This is a genomic window from Nitrosospira sp. CT, assembly GCF_059489795.1.
Genome location: NZ_JCAHZJ010000004.1, coordinates 77,696 through 95,953 on the forward strand (window position 1 = coordinate 77,696; position 18,258 = coordinate 95,953).

Genomic DNA, 18,258 nt, shown 5'->3' on the forward strand with positions numbered 1-18,258 from the left:
TGCTGGGGCAGGATACCCGCCTTATCTTGCCACTACTGCTTTCAGGCTTTGCAGTATGAGGGAACCCAGCTGCGCTGAATTATATGTGCAGGCAATTGATTAAAATCAAAGGTAATACCGTCCTTGATCATCCGGTTAACATTGAGTAACTGTCTGATTTCAGGAATATCGTTAAAAAACAATATATAAAACGGCTTAAGCAGTGCTTTCGATATTTTCATGCCTATCGGCCCGATAAAATTTCTGCGCTGCCCTACATGCGCTACCTCATCAATGGTAATTTCATCCAGCAGTTCTTTTAGCCGCTGACAGACTTCGGGTTCCTCGGCCAATACCTCGTCGAACAGTCGGTATAAATGGCAATAAAAAGTTACCCCCATCAATTCAGTTACAAAAGCGGGAGGGGCCATCAAAAGTTCCGGAAATTTTGGAAACTGCTCGTAAATCTTTTCCTTGATCGGATCCAAAGGCACCCATTCCACTCTATCGAGGCCGCAGGTACGCAACATTTCGTCAAAAAGCCGTATGTGGCAGAACTCTTCCGCCAAATGCACCCGGCTGATCTTATCTTCCACTGTGTATGAGGATGCCATGGCGGGAACGGCATCCCAGGCCGCTTTTATTCCTACCCATTCGTGTCTTGCGAATTTGTAGATACATGTCAGCATTAGCGTCGTGCGATCCAGGGACGAAGGATCGTCCTGCATCTCGACATAATTACGATAAAAGGCTTCAGGATTGGCAAGCGGTCGGCGCAAGTTGACCGGATGATCCTGAAAATGCTTGAGTCTGGCGCGCTTTTTTTCCAGATCTTTGTCATCCTCGAAAAATTGCCCGCCATGTTGCTGGGTAAATTCCCAATAGCTGTCAAAGTTTTCCCGTCTTTGCTGCTTCGTTGCGGGAGAAAAAATGGAGAGGTATCTTGCTGATGCCATAGGCTTCGGGGCTCCGGTTAGGGGGCATGAGGATCATGCAGGCTGCTTATAACAAAATAAAATGAATGGAATGTGACGGGCGCCGGAATGCCCGATAAGGCAATGGAGTGGGTGCTCCCTTGGAGTCCCAGTATGTCAATCAGCATCTGTCAGCATCTGGGAAGCGAAGCGTTTTTTGCGGGAAAAGTTGTTTCAGCGGTTCCTTAGGTTACTCGTGCGGTTCGGCCAATGCCATAAACTCGGCACGCTGCGCCGCATTTGTTTTCAGGTCGCCGAGCATGGCTGACGTTACCGTTTCTTCCCCGGCAACGGCGATCCCTCTCGATTCCATGCACATGTGGCGGCAGCGGATAATGACGCCGACCGCTTTGGGTTGCAGGTGCTCGATCAGGGATTGTGCAATCTGTTGGGTCAGGCGTTCCTGTACCTGCAGGCGAGCGGCAAAACAATTGACCAGTCGCGTCAATTTGGACAACCCGACGATATGACCGCTCGGTAGATACCCGATGGTTGCATGGCCAAAAAAGGGGGCGAGGTGGTGTTCGCAATGCGAGTAGACGGGTATCTGTCTCACCACAATCAATTCGTCGTAGCTTTCACCGCCATCTGCGAACGTCTTGAGGATCGTCGCGGGATCCTGCTTGTACCCGCGCGTCCAGTGAGTCCACGCACGTGCCACACGCCCCGGCGTTTCGCGCAGACCCTGGCGACTGGGGTCTTCGCCGAGGGAGCGCAACAGTCGCTGCCAATCGCCGATCCCGAATTCTGAATCACTTGAGTCCATGTTCACCCTGCCTTTATTCTATCGAGAGGGGATATGTATAAACCAGATATCGATCCCATATCACTGTCGGCAAATCGAGCTGAAGTGCCTGCGAGTGCCGGAAGAGCCGGACACGGGTCTGGATTCACGTCAGAAATCGATCCCGAAACGTTGAATCCGCGTTGCAACACGTTTTCATGATAGCACAAGGCGAATTGATAACTGTTCAGTATTTTGAATAATGGATATACTTCAGCCCAGCAGCTTCAGACCAAAGAACATGAAGATAGCCACCTGGAACGTAAATTCTCTTAAAGTTCGCCTTCCGCAGGTTCTGGAATGGCTGGCATTGAATCAGCCGGACGTGTTGTGCCTCCAGGAGACCAAGCTGCAGGATGAGCATTTCCCCGTAAGCGAGATTGCGGCTGCGGGCTATCAGATGATCTATTCCGGCCAGAAAACATACAATGGCGTCGCGTTGCTCAGCAGGCAGCCGGTGAGCGAAGTCATTACCGGCATGCCCGGCTTTGAGGATCCACAAAAACGTCTTCTTGGTGGCGTTCACGACGACGTTTGCATCGTTTGCATTTATGTTCCCAATGGGGAGCACGTTACGTCCGAGAAGTATCAATACAAGTTGAGATGGCTTGCAGCGCTGCGGGAATGGCTGCGCGAGATGCTGAGCAGGCACCGGAAGCTGGTGGTACTGGGGGATTTCAATATCGCTCCGGAAGACTGCGATGTACACGACAGCAAGTTATGGGAAGGAAAAGTCCTGTTCAGCGAGCTGGAGCGCGCGGCCTTCCAGGAAGTGCTGGATCTCGGCTTTATTGACAGCTTTCGCCTGTTCGATCAGCCTGAGAAATCATTTACCTGGTGGGATTATCGAATGATGGCTTTCCGCCGCAACATGGGTTTGCGGATAGATCACATCCTGCTGAGCCGCGAGCTTGTGAGCATGTGCACGGCTTGTGTCATAGATAAGGCTACGCGCAGACTGGAGCGGCCATCCGATCATGCGCCCGTGATTGTGGAGCTTGGTGGGATCGGGCAGGAAAAGGAAAGAAGGCCGGAATCAGAAGCTCTCATCCGCCTCTCGGCAAACGAGCCATGAGAAGCGCCAGTTACAGCTCTTCGCGGATCGTCTTCGATGAGAAGGGAAAGGCTGACTGTCAGGCGGCGTCAGGCAGTGTCAGGCAGCAACGCGCACTAGCGAATTGTACGGGGCTCGATCAGACCCATGGAAAGCGCACGCGATATGGCTTGCTGGCGATTGACAACGCCCAGTTTCTGGACGGCATTCTGCAGGTGAAAAGTTACTGTCCGCTCCGAAATCTTGACGATGTTGGCGATTTCCCATCCGGTTTTACCCTCGGCGGCCCATAGCAGACATTCCTGTTCCCTTTCCGTCAGGTTGGTCTTCTTCACGGGTAACGGACCTTTACTGAGGACAATGCGCTGCACCGCCTCATGCAGATAGCAGGTTAACAGTTGTGCTTTACCCATTGTGGCGAGAATGTCATTCTGCGCCTCACGCGACTCCCTGGAGGTAGCCAGGCTTAACATGGCGGCTTCACCGCGTCCGCCATGAACCGAAAAACTCGCTCCGCTGACCAGCCCGCAATCCTTGGCCTCGTTTCTTACCCGTGTCTCTTTGCATCCCTTGAAAATCTCTTTCTTCCATACGATCGGAATAGACGTTCTGGCGCAATGCGAAACCGTAGGATCGAAATTGGCATAACCTTCCTTGTCATAATGTTTACGCCACTCCTCCGGATAACAACTGAGGATGAAGCGATAAGGACGGGTAAGAGAAGTGTTCACCTGAACACCATACAGAAAATGCTCGAATCCCATTGCGCGGGCAATGGTTGTGGTAGCGCTGTGCAATTCGTCCACCGAATCGCAATTCATCAATGATTCGAATAAGGTCAAATTATCCATGATTTCCCTCTCATGATACTCTGCGTTATGAGCTGAGATATTTGTATGTGAAGCCTTTACCAACCGTTCCCGCTGATTCCTGCCCATGGCATTCCCGCTACCGGGTCTGGCAACGCTTCCGTTATCCCTGCACTTTCCTGTTTAATGGCAAATGGAACTGAGCCGGAGAAAATGCTTCCCTATGCGTAAATCATCTAACGTATCCTGACTTGACAATAATAGTAATAGTATAGGGTGATCTCGTTTCCAAACTATGACAACTATCTATGCTGAACGCTTGCCATGTTGAACCTTCACTGCAGGGCGAGGACTCTTCCAGGAACTTTCAGGAATATTGTGCAGAAAATCGGTATTTTATTTTCCGGCAGATTAAGACATTATGCGTGATATTGGCTTTTTCGAAAGGAGGAAAAGAGGGTAAAAAGAGGCACATTTCGGCGTGTTCCCTGTCACTTTCCATAAGCCAGTATGGGTCTGGGCCTGCGCCAGAATTTCCGCGAATCGCTGCGCGTCGCGGTGAAACTTTTGTCGCTGCTCTCACCAGGCGCCGTCAGCGTTATCTCATCGAATTGTCCGCGCCTGAGCATCCTCCATAGCGGATCAAACCACCGTCGCTCCATTTCTTTGATGCTTTCGCGCCAGCCGTACGCGTCCCGATATTGGGCTCTTCCCTGCAATTCATCCAGCACCACCAGATGCCTCCCCGTCCTGACAGAGGTCTCCCACACCGTTGCATCGACAGGAAGGGGCGCGTAATCGATATTACACGCCGAGGCCAGCGAAACTGCAAGAACCTCGTTGCTCCAGACATGCGTATACGGCGAAACTAGCGATTCAGGCAGCGTCCCCCCTCCCCAAAACCAGACGCTGTTGATTGCAAGTTCTCCACGCGCCTCGCGAGTCTGATTCAGAGGGTGCTCGTGCAGCAACATCTGAACTTCATTGATCAGGCTGCGCCAGAAGGTGTTGTTCGCCCCGAAGGGCAGCTTGTTCCGGATATCCCGATTTACAGCTTCACTGAGTAAATGGGTATGCGGCAAGGCCGGTTCCAGCAGGCGAAGATACCAGCGGTCCGGTCTTAGTGGGAAGAGGTTTATCCCCTGATTTGCGGAGAAATGGCGGTTCAACAGCCCGGTGAATTGCCTGGCTTCTTCCAGTGAAATGTGAAAAACATGGCTGTCGGCTAACAGGATATGGTCGCGCTCAAGGCGTAAATGCACCGGATCAGCTCGGATCCAGTGACTTTTTTCCGTTTTTATCGCTTCTCCGTCCTCTCCGCCATCGGTTTGCAGGGTAATGGGTGCAACCGGCCAATCCTGCTGTTTTGCGGCGCCGAAAGCGCGGCAAAGCCACGCCTCTATCCCCTCCGGTTTATTTTCTGTGACGGAACATTTTGCCAGCAGGTTCTCCAGGCCGGGCAGGGGTAGATCGCGGTAGATTTCAGGAAGCGCCGGGTCCGGCCAGAAGAGCGCCGGTACCAGCAAATGCAGATTCATTATTCAGGCAATTCAGGGCAACTTAGGTGAATAATATCAAACGTGCGGAAAGCGTCGCAGAAACAGCAAATAGAAAGGCGAAAAAGAGGCAGGCAGAGCATTCGACCGAAACCAAGGGAGGGAAGGCCAAATCACCCGTTCAACTTGAACGCCTAGCCGCCGGCAATCATCATCCGATCTATGAGCAATGAACCACATTGCTTGGAACCCCGCACGATTACATCGTTCCCTACTGCGGAGATGCCACGCAACATGTCTTTCAGATTTCCTGCAATCGTTATTTCCTCAACCGGATAGCGGATTTCTCCGTCTTCCACCCAGTATCCTGCTGCCCCTCTGGAGTAATCGCCGGTAACGTTGTTTACACCGTGGCCGAGCAACTCGGTCACAAGCACGCCTTTATCCATTTTCCTGAGGAGTTCGGCAAAAGTCGTCCCCGCGCCATTGTCCAGCAGCAGGTTATGGTTGCCGCCGGCATTTCCGGTTGTGACAAGTCCCAGTTTGCGGGCGGAGTAACTGCCGAGAAAATAGCCCTGTACCACCCCATTTTCCACTATATTACGGTCGCGGGTCGCTACCCCTTCATTATCGAAAGGTCCGCTGCCCAGGCCTTTTTTCAGATGCGGCCGTTCGCGTATCTGGATATCGGGCGCAAATATCTGCTTGCCGATACTGTCGAGGAGAAATGAGGACTTGCGGTAAAGACTGCCCCCGCTCACTGCCCCGACGAAATGCCCGATCAGGCTGGGTGCAATCGGAGCCTCGAACAGGACGGGAACTTCGCAGGTAGCGATTTTCTTCGCGCCCAGGCGCCCAACACTACGTGTTCCGGCTTTCTTCCCGACTGCATCGGCATGCTCCAGGTCGGAAGCATCACGTGCCACGCTGTACCAATAGTCACGCTGCATGCTGTCACCGTGGCTCGCAATCATCGCACAGCTGATGCTGTGGCGGGAAGAAGGATAGCCCCCCATGAATCCCAGGCTGTTTGCGTAGACAAACTGTGATTCGCCCAGCGAGACGCTGGCCCCTTCAGAATTGGTAATGCGCTTGTCAATTGCAAATGCGGCTGCTTCGCAGGTTTGTGCCAGTTCTATTGCCTGTTCGACCGGCAAGTCCCAGGGAAAATACAATTCAAGATCAGGAAATTCTCGCGCCAGCAAGTCGGGATCGGCCAATCCCGCGCAATCGTCCACCGCTGTATGTCGGGCAATCGAGAGCGCCGCCGTGACCGTATCACTTATCGCCTGCGGCGAAAAATCCGAAGTGCTGGCATTCCCGCGCTTCTGCCCGACATAAACTGTTACTGACAGTCCCTTGTCGCGGTTGTATTCTATCGTTTCCACCTCTCCCCGCCGCACCGTGACATTCTGGCCAAAACCATCTGAGACATCGGTTTCGCAGGCGCTGGCGCCCCCCTTGCGCGCATGGTTCAGGACATCCTGCGCGATTTGCTGAAGCATTGAAAACGAATAGGAAAAACGTTGTGAAGGCATGGCGTTATCATTCATAGGCGGCGACTTCAGGGAATTCAGGGAGTTCAGGGGTTATAGGGATTTATTGGGTAGCTATCCTGTACTGTAACTTGCCCAGGAGCCGGGAGGGCAGCCCATGAGGAGTCAGATGATGTGTCAGTGGCGTATGATAGCAGTTTATTAATTTGGGAAGCGCCTTGGAAGAGAATCTGGCAGATAATTCTGAACGGGAAGCGCGGCCGAGCAAGACCAAGCGCAAGAAGGAAATGCACGCGCTCCAGGATATAGGCGAGTCGCTCGTTCAACTTGATTCAAAGCGTCTAATCGAACTCGGTCTGTCTGACACCTTGATGGAGGCTGTACTGGAGGCGAAGCGCATACGGAAGCATGGCGCCCTCCGCCGCCAGATGCAGCTTATCGGCAAACTGATGCGCGATGTCGACGCAGAACCCATTCGGAAGAAACTCGATCTATGGGGAAATCTAAGCGCCGAAAGTACGGCGCGCCTGCATCAGCTGGAACGCTGGCGCGAGCGCCTGATGGCGGACGAGCAGATGCAGGCCCTCAATGAACTGGGGCAGAAATACCCCACCGCGGATTTGCAGCAGTTGCGCACACTCGCTCGCAACGCTGCGAAGGAGAAGCTCGCAAACAAGGCTCCTAAAAGCTTTCGCGCATTATTCCACGAATTGCAGAAGATCATTCCTGCTACAGACGAAAGACGTAGCGAAGGAATCGACTAATCGCAGGTGCAATTTTCTGGGGGACGGCGCGACAGATATTTTCGGACCTAGAATTTGATCCCCGTACCCACCAGGCGGGATGAGGTTATCTTGTAAGCAAACTCCGCTGGTTCAAGGCTATCCCGCTCGTGCCCCGCTACTTCGGCCTGAGGGTACATGAAAAATGGCAGTTCGCCCAATACGCTGTCTCGTGCCAGCCTGATATCCCGGCTGTGGTTGAACGCCACCCAGTTCATTTCCCATGAGCCAAAAAGTTTTTCACGTAATTCGACCACTCGCGGGTGTTCAATGGGGAGTCCCTCATCCAGCGCAAGTTGACGCACATCCGCGGGATCCACAGGTACCCAGCCAAGGCCGGCCAGATAAAATTCAGGGCGGCAATGCTGGGCTGTAGTGATATCTTCTGCCTGACCAAGCGTTTTGTGCGCAATCGATTCGTCGATGCGGATGCCATAATTATCTCTCGCGGGGATGCCCACCGCGCGCGCCAGTCCTACAAACAACGCGTTCAGATCGGCGCACTTGCCGCCAAGATGACCGCTTTCCAGCATGGCTTTGATGTTACCCCGGCCGCAGCCGCGTGTGGCCGGGTCGCGATAGGAATTTTCGACTACCCAGTCATATATCGCGCGCGCTTTCTGCAACTGCGATTGGGCTTTGGCCTCCTTGGTAATGGATAACGCAGTTTTGCGGACGATGCCGTCCAGCGGAATAAATCTGGTGGACTGCAGATAACGCTTCACGTCCGCGGGAAGTGCGCTCGATTTACCTTCCCTATAGCGCTCCAGGTTGACAGCGCGATCCGATGTTTTGATCACGCTGCTCACCGTTACGCTGCGGGGGCCGCCACGGTTCCATTCAGCGTAAAACATGGGCGAGGTTGTTCCAGGAACATTCTCGAATCTGGCCATGCTTGCGGTCCCGCTCCAGACACTTCCCTGGGAAAATTGATGGGGAGAATCCTCCGTATCCGGCAGTGGTAGCCACAAACGTGCTTTTTTTCCATCCTCCGGAAGATCAATTTTATAAGTTACACGATAAGTGTAGCGTCGCGGCGGAATAACCGGTTGACCAGTCTGCTGGCCGAATACTGATGGCGCGACGGGAAATAATGCGGCGCTCACCCCCGCCAGTTTGATAAAATCCCTTCGTTTCATAATCCTCTCCCTGCCATGGCCTTGCATATCAAAATCGAAAAGTACGAATCTAATCCGGTGTTCCACCCAAGTCAACGGGTCGATCTTCATTTTCTCTCATGATTTCCCGTTCCATTGATCTGCTTCCTTCCATCGAGCTGGAAACGGCCGTTCATCCTGCTCGTACGATCATCTGGATGCATGGCCTGGGGGCCGATGGCAGCGATTTTGTACCCATTGTGGATGAGCTTGCGCTGCCTTCCATCCCGGCCGTCCGTTTCGTGTTTCCCCATGCATCCATGAGACCGGTCAGCATCAACCGGGGAATGGTCATGCGCGCATGGTATGACTATGATATTGCCGATGGAAGCGCGGCGCTTCAGGAGAATATGGCAAGCCTGCGGGAGTCACAGCGGGCCATCGAAGCCTTGGTGAGCCACGAAGTGCAGCGGGGGGTCAAGCCAGAGAATATCGTTCTGGCGGGCTTCTCTCAGGGAGGTGCTCTTGCGCTGTTCGCCGGTTTGCGCTATCCGGAAAAACTGGCGGGAATCATGGCGCTTTCATGTTATCTGCCAGTACCGCAGACTCTTGCGGAAGAGGCGCACCATGCCAATTTCGCCGTGCCGATCTTCATGGCCCACGGTGTGGCCGACAATGTAATTCCGATAACCCTGGCTGCTGCATCACGCGAGCAATTGCTGGAATCGGGGTATCCGGTAGAATGGCGCGAGTACGGAATGACGCACACTGTCTGCAGGGAAGAGATACAGGATATCCGTAACTGGCTGCAACGCGTGCTGGCCTGAGCAGAATTACTTTCCGTAATCCATCCAGGTACAGCAAGTGCAGCAAGTGCAATTGCAGGCGATGTCTCCCGCTTTATCCTCCTGGCCTTTGGATGGCCAGGTTACCCTCTTCACAAAACTTTAACACCTACCTGAAACATTCTTCACACAAGCTTGCTCTATACTGAGTAGTGTGGGGCATCTGCAAGTATCTTAATTGTGACTGGAGGAAGTGCCATGCATGCGTCTATCCAACAACAGAACGCTGACAAACTCCCGGGTCCGGTACCGGGATCGGCATCAGCTCAAGGAAGCACAGTGGCGCAAAGGATCGCGCATATCGATGATGATCCGGATATTCGGGATACTGTCAGGCGAATTCTGGAAGCAAACGGGTATGCAGTCGAAAGTTACCAGACCATGAATGACTTCATGGTGTCGCTATGGAATTCAACCAATCCCCCTGATCTGGCAATTCTCGACGTGATGGTTGAAACAATGGATATAGGTCTGGAAGCGTATGTGGAAATACACAAACGTTTCCCCGAGCTTCACCTGATATTCATGACTTCACTCGGCGAGGAAATTCGTCCTTATTTCACTGGCCTCTCTGATGAATGGATTCTGATCATGGAAAAACCGGTCGAGCCGATCAGTTTTTTATCGATCATTCGTAGCCGGCTGGAGAATAACGAACCCTGAAGCAAAATTTTCCCGGAGACTTTAACCATGGCGGTTGTCAAGTTTTCCTGGAATCTGTCCGACAAAAATCGCTTCGAGCTTCCCGGAGTGGGGACAAACGGCGCCAAGCTCAGCGATGAAGTATTAATCAATAATGCCCGATGGTTTATTATCTTTCGGTGGGGCGTTATCGGAGTTCTTCTGCTTTTTCAGGTGCTCGCGCTCATTGCCTCGGACGAGCTTACGAAAATCGGCATTACCCACCAGCAAGGGTGGCCGCTTGGGGTAACGCTGGTATTATTTATTGCAAATGTCATTTACATTCAAGCTCTGGATTTTCAGCGGCACACAAAATATAACTCGCCCGTCATAAATATCTGGGCTCAGATCATTGTCGATCTTCTATGTCTGTCGGTAGTCGTACATTTTATCGGTAGCATTGCGACTCCGGCTCCCTTCTTTTACGTGCTGCATATAACGCTGGCGTGCATCTTTTTCTCGACCCTGGAAAGCCTGGTGGTGACTGCTCTGGTATGCGTCATGTATGCCACTGTTTTGCTGGATGAACATCCGCTTATTTTTATGGCGCCGCAAGCGCTGACAATCGATCCTGGCATATCCGTTCTGAGTCCGCTCAAGATCAATATTTTCCTGTGGATGTTTACGCTCGATGTGCTCTTTATCATTGTCTGGTATGTCGTCTCAAGACTGGCGATTGTAGTGCGCATTCATGAGCACAATCTTGTCGATGCCTACGAAGTAATCAGGCGTGCGCAAGTGGAGAAAGACCGGTATGCGGTACTGATGACACATCAGCTTAAAGCCCCGCTCGATGCTATCCGCAGCAAGATAAGCCTCATAAAAGGAGGATATTGCGGCGAGGTATCGCCCGAAATAAGAGAAGTGATATCGAAGATCGATCATCGCGCTTCCGGCATGGCCGCCCTCATTCTGGATGTTCTCAAGCTGGAACGGTTGAAAGCCGCGGCGCGTGACAATAATGCAAGAGAGCAGGTCAGCATTGAAACAGTGATCCACAAATGCATCGATAAACTAGGGCCGATCGCCAGTTCCCGCCATATCGACGTAAAGGTATCGCTCCAGGACTTCGCCGTTGAAGGCATTCCCAATCAGCTTGAAATACTGCTTGAAAATGTCATTTCAAACGCGATCGCTTATTCATATGACAACACAACGGTAGAAATTGTAGCTGCCGTTGAAGGCGCAGGTTCATACGGTACAGTAACCGTTACCGATCATGGGATAGGAATCGGCGAAAAAGACCTGCCGCATATTTTCGATGAATATTTTTACACTCCGCGAGCGGCATTGCACAACAGGACTTCGAGCGGAATAGGCTTATCGATCGTCAAGACCGTAGCCGAAAACAACAAACTACAGATCAGGATTTCCAGCGAACAGAATGTCGGGACAGCTTTTTCCGTTATTTTTCCCACGATAATATCGGTACCCATTCCCAAAACGGAGGTGCATTCGGGAGTACGAGGTTCGCATCTTGTAAGTTCACAAAGCCGCCCACTTGACTCGGGCAAAGACGGAAACGAACTGGCCTCCACTCATTGAAACGTGCCGAGAAGAAGCTTCGGATCCCATCACGACATTGGCTCCGACACCCATTTCTTTCTCATGATCTTGATCTGGCCTTTGTGTGTCTTGCTATCCAGCCGCTTTTTCTGGGAGCTCGGCGTCGGTCTGGTCGGCTTGCGCTTTCGCGGCAACTCAACGATGCTGTCGACAAGTTCGTGCAGGCGTCTTAAGGCCTCCTCCCGGTTTTTCTCCTGGCTGCGATACTGCTGAGCCTTGATAATGATCACGCCTTCCCGGGTGATACGCTGATCGTGGAGCTTCAGCAAACGCTCCTTATGAATATCGGATAGCGACGAAGCGGTAATGTCGAAGCGCAGATGAACGGCGCTCGATACCTTGTTTACATTCTGCCCGCCTGCACCCTGCGCGCGAATTGCCTTTATTTCGATCTCGTGGTCGGGAATATCTATTTTTCCTATTTTTCCGAGAGCTGCCATCACTTTTCCTGCCTGCTGCCCCATTCAGGTGAGAACGCTCTTGGCGCGAAACCGAAATCGCCGGTCGCTTCCGTATGGGCAAAACAGAGGTCGACATTCATTCGTGTTGCCATTTCGATGGTGATCTCTTGCTTGCCGGGGAGCAGCATGGCTGAACGTATCGCCAACCGGTAGAGCCACAGGGGGGCGATCAGGAAATGTGCAGGCTTGCCGAGTGAACTGAAAATTTTCTCCACCATCTGGCGGTAGCTTAAAGTCTCGCCGCCGCTCAGGTTGTAGGCTTTATTGAAAGTCAGGGGCTGGAAAAGCGCGGTCACGCACGCCGCCGCGAGATCTGCCGCATGGATCGGTTGCCGCAGCCCGACAGCTTGTCCGATTAATGGAAAAAAGCCGTAACGACGGATAAAGCCTGCAATTCTCGTAATATTCTTGTCGCGAACACAATCATAAACCAGTGTTGGACGAAATATTGTCCATTCAATTCTGGACGCACTGCAAAAGTGGCGGACAGCCTCTTCCGCTTCCGCCAGCCGGATTGCCACCTTTCTTTCTGCCGTATGAGCGGAATGCGATTTGCTGAACACGCTGGTGGAACCAAAGCCGATCACGCGTTTCAGTTGAAGCGTATTCAGTACCGGCAGCAGCGGTGGAAGGAGCCAGAGTGGGGCGAGATGAATGAGAATTTGTGCGTTTACGTCAGGTATCTGTTCTGGCTGGCTAATGTCTGCCTGATTCCAGATCAATTTTTTATTGGAGGGCACTGCTTCCGCCGACCGACGACTGATCGCATGAACCTCATAGCCGGCATCCAGCAGGTTTGGCAGCAGGAATGCTCCGATAATACTGGTAGCGCCAGTGACCATGATTTTATGGCTAGAAGCTGGAACAGTCATTTGATTTGTCAGCGCGGGGAACAGTGCCGTGGATTTTGCAGGATTGGAATCGGGATCGGAACCAGAGATCGAGAAACAGGCTGCTGGTTTCACCTTGATCGTGCCAGTCTCCCCGTATACTGGATGCAATGAACTGTGGCAATCACCCCAAAACGCAACCATATTCCCGCTGCCACCAGCCATATCAAAGCGCCAGGATATTCCTGCCGGAAGAACTTCCGATAGAAGCGCATCATTCCCCTGTGCTTGTGCCATTCCACGAAGATCGGGCGGGATCTGCTGCATGTTCCCTTATGGTGCACTACCGGCGCATCAGGCACGAAAAGTATCTTCCAGCCTTTTTTCCGGAAACGCATGCACCAGTCGAGGTCCTCGCAGTGAAGAAAATAACCCTCATCCCATGGGCCAACATCCCGGATTGCCTCCTGCCGCACCAGCATGAGTGCGCCGGAAATAGCCTCCACTTCTAGTGGCCCCAGTGGTAAAGAATGCTTATGCAGATGAAAATCAAAAAACAGCCGGGGCCAGTAACGTTCAAGACGATACAAACCAAAAGCGCGCACAAGCGAGCGCCATGGTGTCGGCACGGCACGACGCCCTCCTGCCTGCTCGGTCCCATCCTGATTGATTAAAAGCCCACCCACCATGCCGGCTTGGGGGGTCATTTCCAATACATGGAGCAGGCGTGGCACCGAATTTTTACTCAGGATGCAATCGGGGTTGAGAAACAGAACATGAGGCTCGCAAGCAGCTTTGGCCCCGAGGTTGCAGGCTGCGGCAAAACCGAGATTGGCTGCGTTGCGCATGATTTTAAGCTTTACTTCGCTGGGAAAGCGCTCGGCGCAGAGCTCGAGGCTTCGATCCGAGGAGGCGTTGTCCACTATCAGCACTTCAGTCACCTGTGGCAGTGCTGATTCAATACAATCCACTAAGATTTGCCCGGCATTGTAATTGACGATTACAACCGAGACGCAAAGGGGATTCGAATTATCATCCATCTCGCCTGGCAGTTCTTCCGCGTAAAACGCTTCTTCTTTCAAAACATAAGCCGCACAAATCCTTTCTGTTTTATTGAAGGGAAGTTATTATGTGTGCGACACAAGCAACCACGAGGGTGATTATGCTCCTGAAGTGCGGTTTTTGGATCAAGCTTCAAATGGGTTAATCACATCCACACCTGCCGGGACAAAATGTTGAACATTCCTGGTAGCAACCTTCAGACCATGAGTCAGCGCTGCGCAGCAATCAACAAATCAGCACTATCATTTCCCAACCGGACTGAAAGGTTTCCCCAATGCCAGGCTATAGCGGATGTAACCGGTAATATGCGGTCACCATAGAGACGCAACAAATCTTCAATCCACCGCGTGAGTAATGCGGCGAATGCCGGGTCGGTGGTGCGTTTCTTTTCGATGCCGCGTTCGATTTCCCCAATACTTACGACACTTAGAAACAAATCTGTGTCCTGATAGCCCGTGAGCCAGCGAATGACCTGAGGAGATGTGTCATGTTTGCGGAGTTCTGAAAGAACAACCGTATCCAGGAGAATCATGAGAAATCCACGCCACGCAGTGCCAGAGAAGCATGATCGATATCGGCTTCATCTTCTCCTTCCTTCTGCTTGGGTTATCACCAGCAGGTGAGCGACAAAGCCGGGAGCCGCCATTGGCTCGGGCCCATTTATTCCTCGAACTGGTCAGATTATCTGGTCTGATTATGATCGGTTTCATAGGCAAGTCAAGGACAGCAGCGTGACTGATCACCAGTCGTATTCGCTCCAGATCCACTCTGCGAATGCTGTTTTTGCGTCTACAACTCCTGGTCCCGGTGCTGGTGCGTGACATCGCGTAGTGGGAGGTCTGGGCACCCAAGCGTGAGTCTGGGGAAGCTGGCGTTTTTCTTGTGGATGAGAATCTTTTCTTTCAATAACTGATTACTGGCTTTGATGAGATCAGTATAGTGGGTATTTTCAACGCCCCAGATCGTGGATTGCTGAGACTCCTTGTGCCCGACCAGAAATGGGTCGACCGTCAGTATGTTGAGTGCCTCTTGCCTTTCAAGATAGCGATCTATCGTGTTCGTTGTCACGTCGTGGTTATTTTCATCCCACCGCGCAATCGTATCGTAGACGCGTTCACTGTAAACATTGAAAACCATGCTCATCAGCTTATTGATGACTGCGAACTGCTGATCTCGGAATTTGTATAGACCCAACACATCAACGTCCTTATCCAGATCGGCTATCAAACCTGCGAATATATCCCAGGTAATGTCAGCATCATTCAGGCATTCTTGGATGTCTCGCCACCGCATCTCAAAATCGGATGGAAACTCGACATCGTCTTCACAGATCATGATTTGCCGCAGACCTTGCTGGCGCGCGAGCATGATGAGGTACTTGTAGCTCATCGCGCAACCGATCCAGCTTTGGGTATGCCTTAGTCCAGGAAAACATGAAAACCCGAAAGGATTTTCTTCGTTAAATGCTGCGGCGCGTTCTACATATTCAGGCAGGCTAAGACAGACGGTGTCACTTGGCAGTTCGGTTTTGTGCCCCGCCAAGTGCCAGAACTCCTCGAACGAAATATTATCCGTTGCCAACAGGAATCGGTAGAAGAAGTAATCGAACCGATTTGGTTGCTGTTGAAGCAGCAGGCGATTTTCTGCAATTCTCTGCAAACGCAAAGAATCGTTTTCCAGCCAGTACTGCACCCGCTCGATCATTGCGGATATGTCGTCAATATCGACAAAATCAATTAATTTCATAAGGTCGGTTTGCTGGTCCATATCGACGTAACGCTCGGATATAACCAGCTTATGCAATAACAAGTATTCCCAGATTCGAGTGCTTTCGAGCAAAGCGTCTGCGCAGTGATGGATGTTGACTACTAAGCGCGCGCGCGCCAAGATGCGATACAACGACTCACCGTACATATTATCGATGGTCTGTACTCGGAAGTGCCGTTTGAGTTCGTGCAGGAATTTTTGCCGTCGGCAGCTAGTCTCGTCACCATAAAAAAGGATGTCGAAATCCTCTAACCCGAAGTCTAGCTCCGGTCCATAATCGGCGAGGTAGTCTGGCGGAACATAAAAGATCTGGCGGAGGCTCAACCCCCTGTGTGTGAGAAAGCCGATATTGGCGGTGGAATAGTCGAGGATGGCGGTAGCTTTTTGCAAAACGCGAAGATAATCATCAGTAAACCAATTTGAGTTGACCGCCTGCTCGAGCTGAAAGACGATATAAAAAGACGGTAGCTGTGCAAACTTCTGGGGACAAATAACGAAGTGGAGACTGTTCGCATAGCCGTTAGGGGGCGGCTCATGAATGATGCTTGCATTGATCCCAAGCCGGGACAGGGCAGCCGAGATGGATTGCCCCATATAAAGGTGTTGGGGGCTAGTTAGAATGACAACGGACGGCGTTGACCCCGATCGCAAAAGCAGTTTGGGTGTGGTGGCCGACGGCGCAAGAATACGACGCCCGCCACCCTGTCTGATGCTCTTGATTAAACGTGATAGGGTAGTTAGTAAACCCAGTTTTCGCGCGTATGAGAAATATCCATGGAGGACTTCAGGATGTTCCCCGAAATATCTCGTTGCCGCAGCAATACGGGCGCACTGAGTCCGTACCGTTCGAATGGTTTCTCTTAACACTTGATCTATCTATTACAGCTTGCTCGTCAGGTTGGACAAATTTACTTTTTGTTCCAAAGACTGCGGAGGGGCGGCTCTATGCAATACTTTCAGCTTCAAAGAACATTGTGAGCCATCTGCGGACTTTCTGGAACGGGCAAAACTTCCCCATTGACAGTCTGCTTCCTGTATCATCACGATGTTCAACTGATCGTGTCAGAACTTGTCCAAAAACGAGCGCTTCCCCCCAGCTAATTCATTTTGCTGTCCGCTCCTCTTGACTCTTGATGCGGCACCCTCAGAAAACAGCCTATGCATCGGAGACAAATAGTCAGGCGGTAAAATAATCATGCAATACTTTGGCGATTCGACCAGCTGCCTTGCCGTCACCATAAGGGGAAACACCACGAGCCATTTTTTTATAGGCCTCTTTATCATCCAGCAAGCGCTGCGCTTCGTTAACAATTAGGGTGGAATGAGGCCCAACCAACTTAACCACACCTTCTTCAACCGCTTCTGGCCGTTCTGTTTCGTCTCGCAGCACTAATACTGGCTTGCCAAGTGCGGGAGCTTCTTCCTGCACCCCACCTGAATCACTAATAATAATATATGCCTGTTTCATCGCTGCTATGAAGGGAGCATAATCCAATGGCGGACAAAGATGGATATTAGGACAGTTGCTCAAGATCCTATAAGCCACCTCTTTCACATTGGGGTTTGGATGTACGGGATAAAGAAATTGGACATCAGGGTTTTTTGTTGCTAGTGTGTAAATTGCATCACATATATCCCGAAAGGGAGCGCCAAAATTTTCACGCCGGTGTGCCGTTATTAGAATAAGGCGCTTCTCGGAATCAAGGTCTACGTCAAGGCTCACATCCTTAGCTGCTGTCATCATCAGTGCATCAATTACGGTATTGCCCGTAACCACAATATCCTTGTCAGCAATTCCTTCGTGGAGCAGATTTTGACGTGAGCTCTCGGTAGGCGCAAAATGCCAACGCGCTAGCCTACCAGCAATAACTCGATTAGCTTCTTCCGGAAATGGGTTCTTCATATCCCACGTGCGCAATCCTGCCTCAACATGACCAATAGGGATATGATGATAAAAACAGGCCAGGGCTACAGTCATCACTGTAGTAGTATCGCCTTGTAGTAAAACGACATCCGGTTTTTCAGCCTTAAGAACATGGCCAAGCTCCAGCAGGAGTCGGGCAGTCAGTGTCGTTAACGCCTGATCGGGCCTCATAATATCGAGGTCAATGTCAGGTTTTATATCGAATAGTCTTAATACTTGATCCAGCATTTGTCGATGCTGGGCTGTAGCTAATACACGAACGTTTGCCCAAGTCTCATTTTTAAGCGCCAGGATGACTGGCGCCATTTTGACGGCCTCGGGCCGGGTGCCAACTACACAAAGAATCTTCCTTATGATCCTACCCCCCGAAAAAGCGCTCACCAACGCTTGATCCAGCGCTTTTTTTCAAAAACATTAGCGAGACTAATTGTGTTTAATAATTGCGTTTGAAGCAATTTCGCGTTTTTTTCGATCTGCCAATAATGGCTGTATAGCCTTGCATTAACGTCTCTGCTTTGGGATCAATCAAACTGATGTGCCCCCGGTAGTAGTGCCAGGGGCGTTCTAGCAAAGTCCCAGTTATGACCCGCCCCCGAAATCAGTACCGGTCTAAAATGGAAAATTCCGGCTCCTGACCCGCCCCCGAAATCA

The 18,258-nt window shown here is 51.5% G+C and carries 17 protein-coding genes; 5 read left to right on the forward strand and 12 right to left on the reverse strand.

Going from position 1 to position 18,258, the window contains the following annotated elements; genetic code table 11:
- Positions 1–41 precede the first annotated feature (41 nt).
- Positions 42–935, reverse strand: coding sequence for a hypothetical protein (locus AC52W5_RS00900; protein WP_074975926.1), 894 nt, complete (start codon positions 933–935; stop codon positions 42–44).
- A 208-nt stretch (positions 936–1,143) separates the two neighbouring features.
- On the reverse strand, positions 1,144–1,719 hold the full coding sequence (gene folE / locus AC52W5_RS00905; protein ID WP_074975927.1) for a GTP cyclohydrolase I FolE: 576 nt from the start codon (positions 1,717–1,719) through the stop codon (positions 1,144–1,146).
- A gap of 259 nt (positions 1,720–1,978) precedes the next feature.
- Between folE and xth the strand changes: the two genes are divergently transcribed.
- Entirely contained in the window at positions 1,979–2,812 is an 834-nt protein-coding gene (gene xth, locus AC52W5_RS00910; RefSeq protein WP_495669619.1) for an exodeoxyribonuclease III, read from the forward strand.
- Positions 2,813–2,907: 95 nt separating this feature from the next.
- On the opposite strand, the gene AC52W5_RS00915 is transcribed toward xth, so the two are convergent.
- The 3 genes from AC52W5_RS00915 to pmbA form a co-directional block, all read right to left on the reverse strand.
- Entirely contained in the window at positions 2,908–3,642 is a 735-nt protein-coding gene (locus AC52W5_RS00915) for a LuxR family transcriptional regulator (RefSeq protein WP_133668831.1), read from the reverse strand.
- A gap of 449 nt (positions 3,643–4,091) precedes the next feature.
- Positions 4,092–5,138: a phosphoglycerate mutase gene (locus AC52W5_RS00920; protein WP_495669620.1), complete on the reverse strand. Its 1,047-nt coding sequence runs from the start codon at positions 5,136–5,138 to the stop codon at positions 4,092–4,094.
- Between the two features lie 152 nt (positions 5,139–5,290).
- Positions 5,291–6,634, reverse strand: coding sequence for a metalloprotease PmbA (gene pmbA / locus AC52W5_RS00925; protein WP_495669621.1), 1,344 nt, complete (start codon positions 6,632–6,634; stop codon positions 5,291–5,293).
- 176 nt (positions 6,635–6,810) lie between these two features.
- Between pmbA and yjgA the strand changes: the two genes are divergently transcribed.
- Positions 6,811–7,356, forward strand: coding sequence for a ribosome biogenesis factor YjgA (gene yjgA / locus AC52W5_RS00930; protein ID WP_113066307.1), 546 nt, complete (start codon positions 6,811–6,813; stop codon positions 7,354–7,356).
- A gap of 47 nt (positions 7,357–7,403) precedes the next feature.
- Here the strand turns inward: yjgA and AC52W5_RS00935 are convergent, their stop codons facing one another.
- Positions 7,404–8,513, reverse strand: a complete 1,110-nt coding sequence (locus AC52W5_RS00935; protein WP_495669622.1) for a transglutaminase-like domain-containing protein — start codon at positions 8,511–8,513, stop codon at positions 7,404–7,406.
- 98 nt (positions 8,514–8,611) lie between these two features.
- On the opposite strand from AC52W5_RS00935, the gene AC52W5_RS00940 reads away from it, so the two are divergent.
- The 3 genes from AC52W5_RS00940 to AC52W5_RS00950 all read left to right on the forward strand — a co-directional run bounded on the left by AC52W5_RS00940 (position 8,612) and on the right by AC52W5_RS00950 (position 11,542).
- Positions 8,612–9,298 carry a dienelactone hydrolase family protein gene (locus tag AC52W5_RS00940; protein ID WP_113066305.1) on the forward strand — a complete coding sequence of 229 codons (687 nt, stop codon included), beginning with the start codon at positions 8,612–8,614 and terminating at the stop codon, positions 9,296–9,298.
- Positions 9,299–9,514: 216 nt separating this feature from the next.
- The gene (locus AC52W5_RS00945) at positions 9,515–9,979 is read left to right on the forward strand and encodes a response regulator (protein ID WP_113066304.1); all 465 of its coding nucleotides are present in this window, start codon (positions 9,515–9,517) and stop codon (positions 9,977–9,979) included.
- Between the two features lie 27 nt (positions 9,980–10,006).
- Positions 10,007–11,542: a sensor histidine kinase gene (locus tag AC52W5_RS00950; RefSeq protein WP_495669623.1), complete on the forward strand. Its 1,536-nt coding sequence runs from the start codon at positions 10,007–10,009 to the stop codon at positions 11,540–11,542.
- 29 nt (positions 11,543–11,571) lie between these two features.
- On the opposite strand, the gene arfB is transcribed toward AC52W5_RS00950, so the two are convergent.
- The 6 genes from arfB to wecB form a co-directional block, all read right to left on the reverse strand.
- Positions 11,572–12,003 (reverse strand): alternative ribosome rescue aminoacyl-tRNA hydrolase ArfB, encoded by a 432-nt coding sequence (gene arfB / locus AC52W5_RS00955; protein ID WP_074975935.1) that lies wholly within the window; start codon positions 12,001–12,003, stop codon positions 11,572–11,574.
- Positions 12,003–12,866 (reverse strand): SDR family oxidoreductase, encoded by an 864-nt coding sequence (locus AC52W5_RS00960; RefSeq protein ID WP_495669624.1) that lies wholly within the window; start codon positions 12,864–12,866, stop codon positions 12,003–12,005. Before AC52W5_RS00960 ends, arfB begins: the two co-directional genes overlap by 1 nt.
- A gap of 119 nt (positions 12,867–12,985) precedes the next feature.
- Positions 12,986–13,936, reverse strand: coding sequence for a glycosyltransferase family 2 protein (locus AC52W5_RS00965; protein ID WP_495669625.1), 951 nt, complete (start codon positions 13,934–13,936; stop codon positions 12,986–12,988).
- A gap of 188 nt (positions 13,937–14,124) precedes the next feature.
- The gene (locus AC52W5_RS00970) at positions 14,125–14,448 is read right to left on the reverse strand and encodes a type II toxin-antitoxin system VapC family toxin (RefSeq protein WP_495669626.1); all 324 of its coding nucleotides are present in this window, start codon (positions 14,446–14,448) and stop codon (positions 14,125–14,127) included.
- Positions 14,449–14,705: 257 nt separating this feature from the next.
- Positions 14,706–16,277 (reverse strand): hypothetical protein, encoded by a 1,572-nt coding sequence (locus tag AC52W5_RS00975; RefSeq protein ID WP_495669627.1) that lies wholly within the window; start codon positions 16,275–16,277, stop codon positions 14,706–14,708.
- Between the two features lie 583 nt (positions 16,278–16,860).
- Positions 16,861–17,988, reverse strand: coding sequence for a non-hydrolyzing UDP-N-acetylglucosamine 2-epimerase (wecB, locus tag AC52W5_RS00980; protein WP_495669628.1), 1,128 nt, complete (start codon positions 17,986–17,988; stop codon positions 16,861–16,863).
- Between the last annotated feature and the right edge of the window lie 270 nt (positions 17,989–18,258).

Bases quoted from the DNA above. Each gene is read 5' to 3' on its own strand.
- AC52W5_RS00900 (WP_074975926.1), bottom strand. From the start codon at position 935: ATGGCATCAGCAAGATACCTCTCCATTTTTTCTCCCGCAACGAAGCAG.
- AC52W5_RS00935 (WP_495669622.1), bottom strand. From the start codon at position 8,513: ATGAAACGAAGGGATTTTATCAAACTGGCGGGGGTGAGCGCCGCATTA.
- xth (WP_495669619.1), top strand. From the start codon at position 1,979: ATGAAGATAGCCACCTGGAACGTAAATTCTCTTAAAGTTCGCCTTCCG.
- AC52W5_RS00940 (WP_113066305.1), top strand. From the start codon at position 8,612: ATGATTTCCCGTTCCATTGATCTGCTTCCTTCCATCGAGCTGGAAACG.
- AC52W5_RS00950 (WP_495669623.1), top strand. From the start codon at position 10,007: ATGGCGGTTGTCAAGTTTTCCTGGAATCTGTCCGACAAAAATCGCTTC.
- AC52W5_RS00915 (WP_133668831.1), bottom strand. From the start codon at position 3,642: ATGGATAATTTGACCTTATTCGAATCATTGATGAATTGCGATTCGGTG.
- folE (WP_074975927.1), bottom strand. From the start codon at position 1,719: ATGGACTCAAGTGATTCAGAATTCGGGATCGGCGATTGGCAGCGACTG.
- AC52W5_RS00975 (WP_495669627.1), bottom strand. From the start codon at position 16,277: ATGGGGCAATCCATCTCGGCTGCCCTGTCCCGGCTTGGGATCAATGCA.
- AC52W5_RS00920 (WP_495669620.1), bottom strand. From the start codon at position 5,138: ATGAATCTGCATTTGCTGGTACCGGCGCTCTTCTGGCCGGACCCGGCG.
- pmbA (WP_495669621.1), bottom strand. From the start codon at position 6,634: ATGCCTTCACAACGTTTTTCCTATTCGTTTTCAATGCTTCAGCAAATC.
- AC52W5_RS00970 (WP_495669626.1), bottom strand. From the start codon at position 14,448: ATGATTCTCCTGGATACGGTTGTTCTTTCAGAACTCCGCAAACATGAC.
- AC52W5_RS00945 (WP_113066304.1), top strand. From the start codon at position 9,515: ATGCATGCGTCTATCCAACAACAGAACGCTGACAAACTCCCGGGTCCG.
- AC52W5_RS00960 (WP_495669624.1), bottom strand. From the start codon at position 12,866: ATGGTCACTGGCGCTACCAGTATTATCGGAGCATTCCTGCTGCCAAAC.
- arfB (WP_074975935.1), bottom strand. From the start codon at position 12,003: ATGGCAGCTCTCGGAAAAATAGGAAAAATAGATATTCCCGACCACGAG.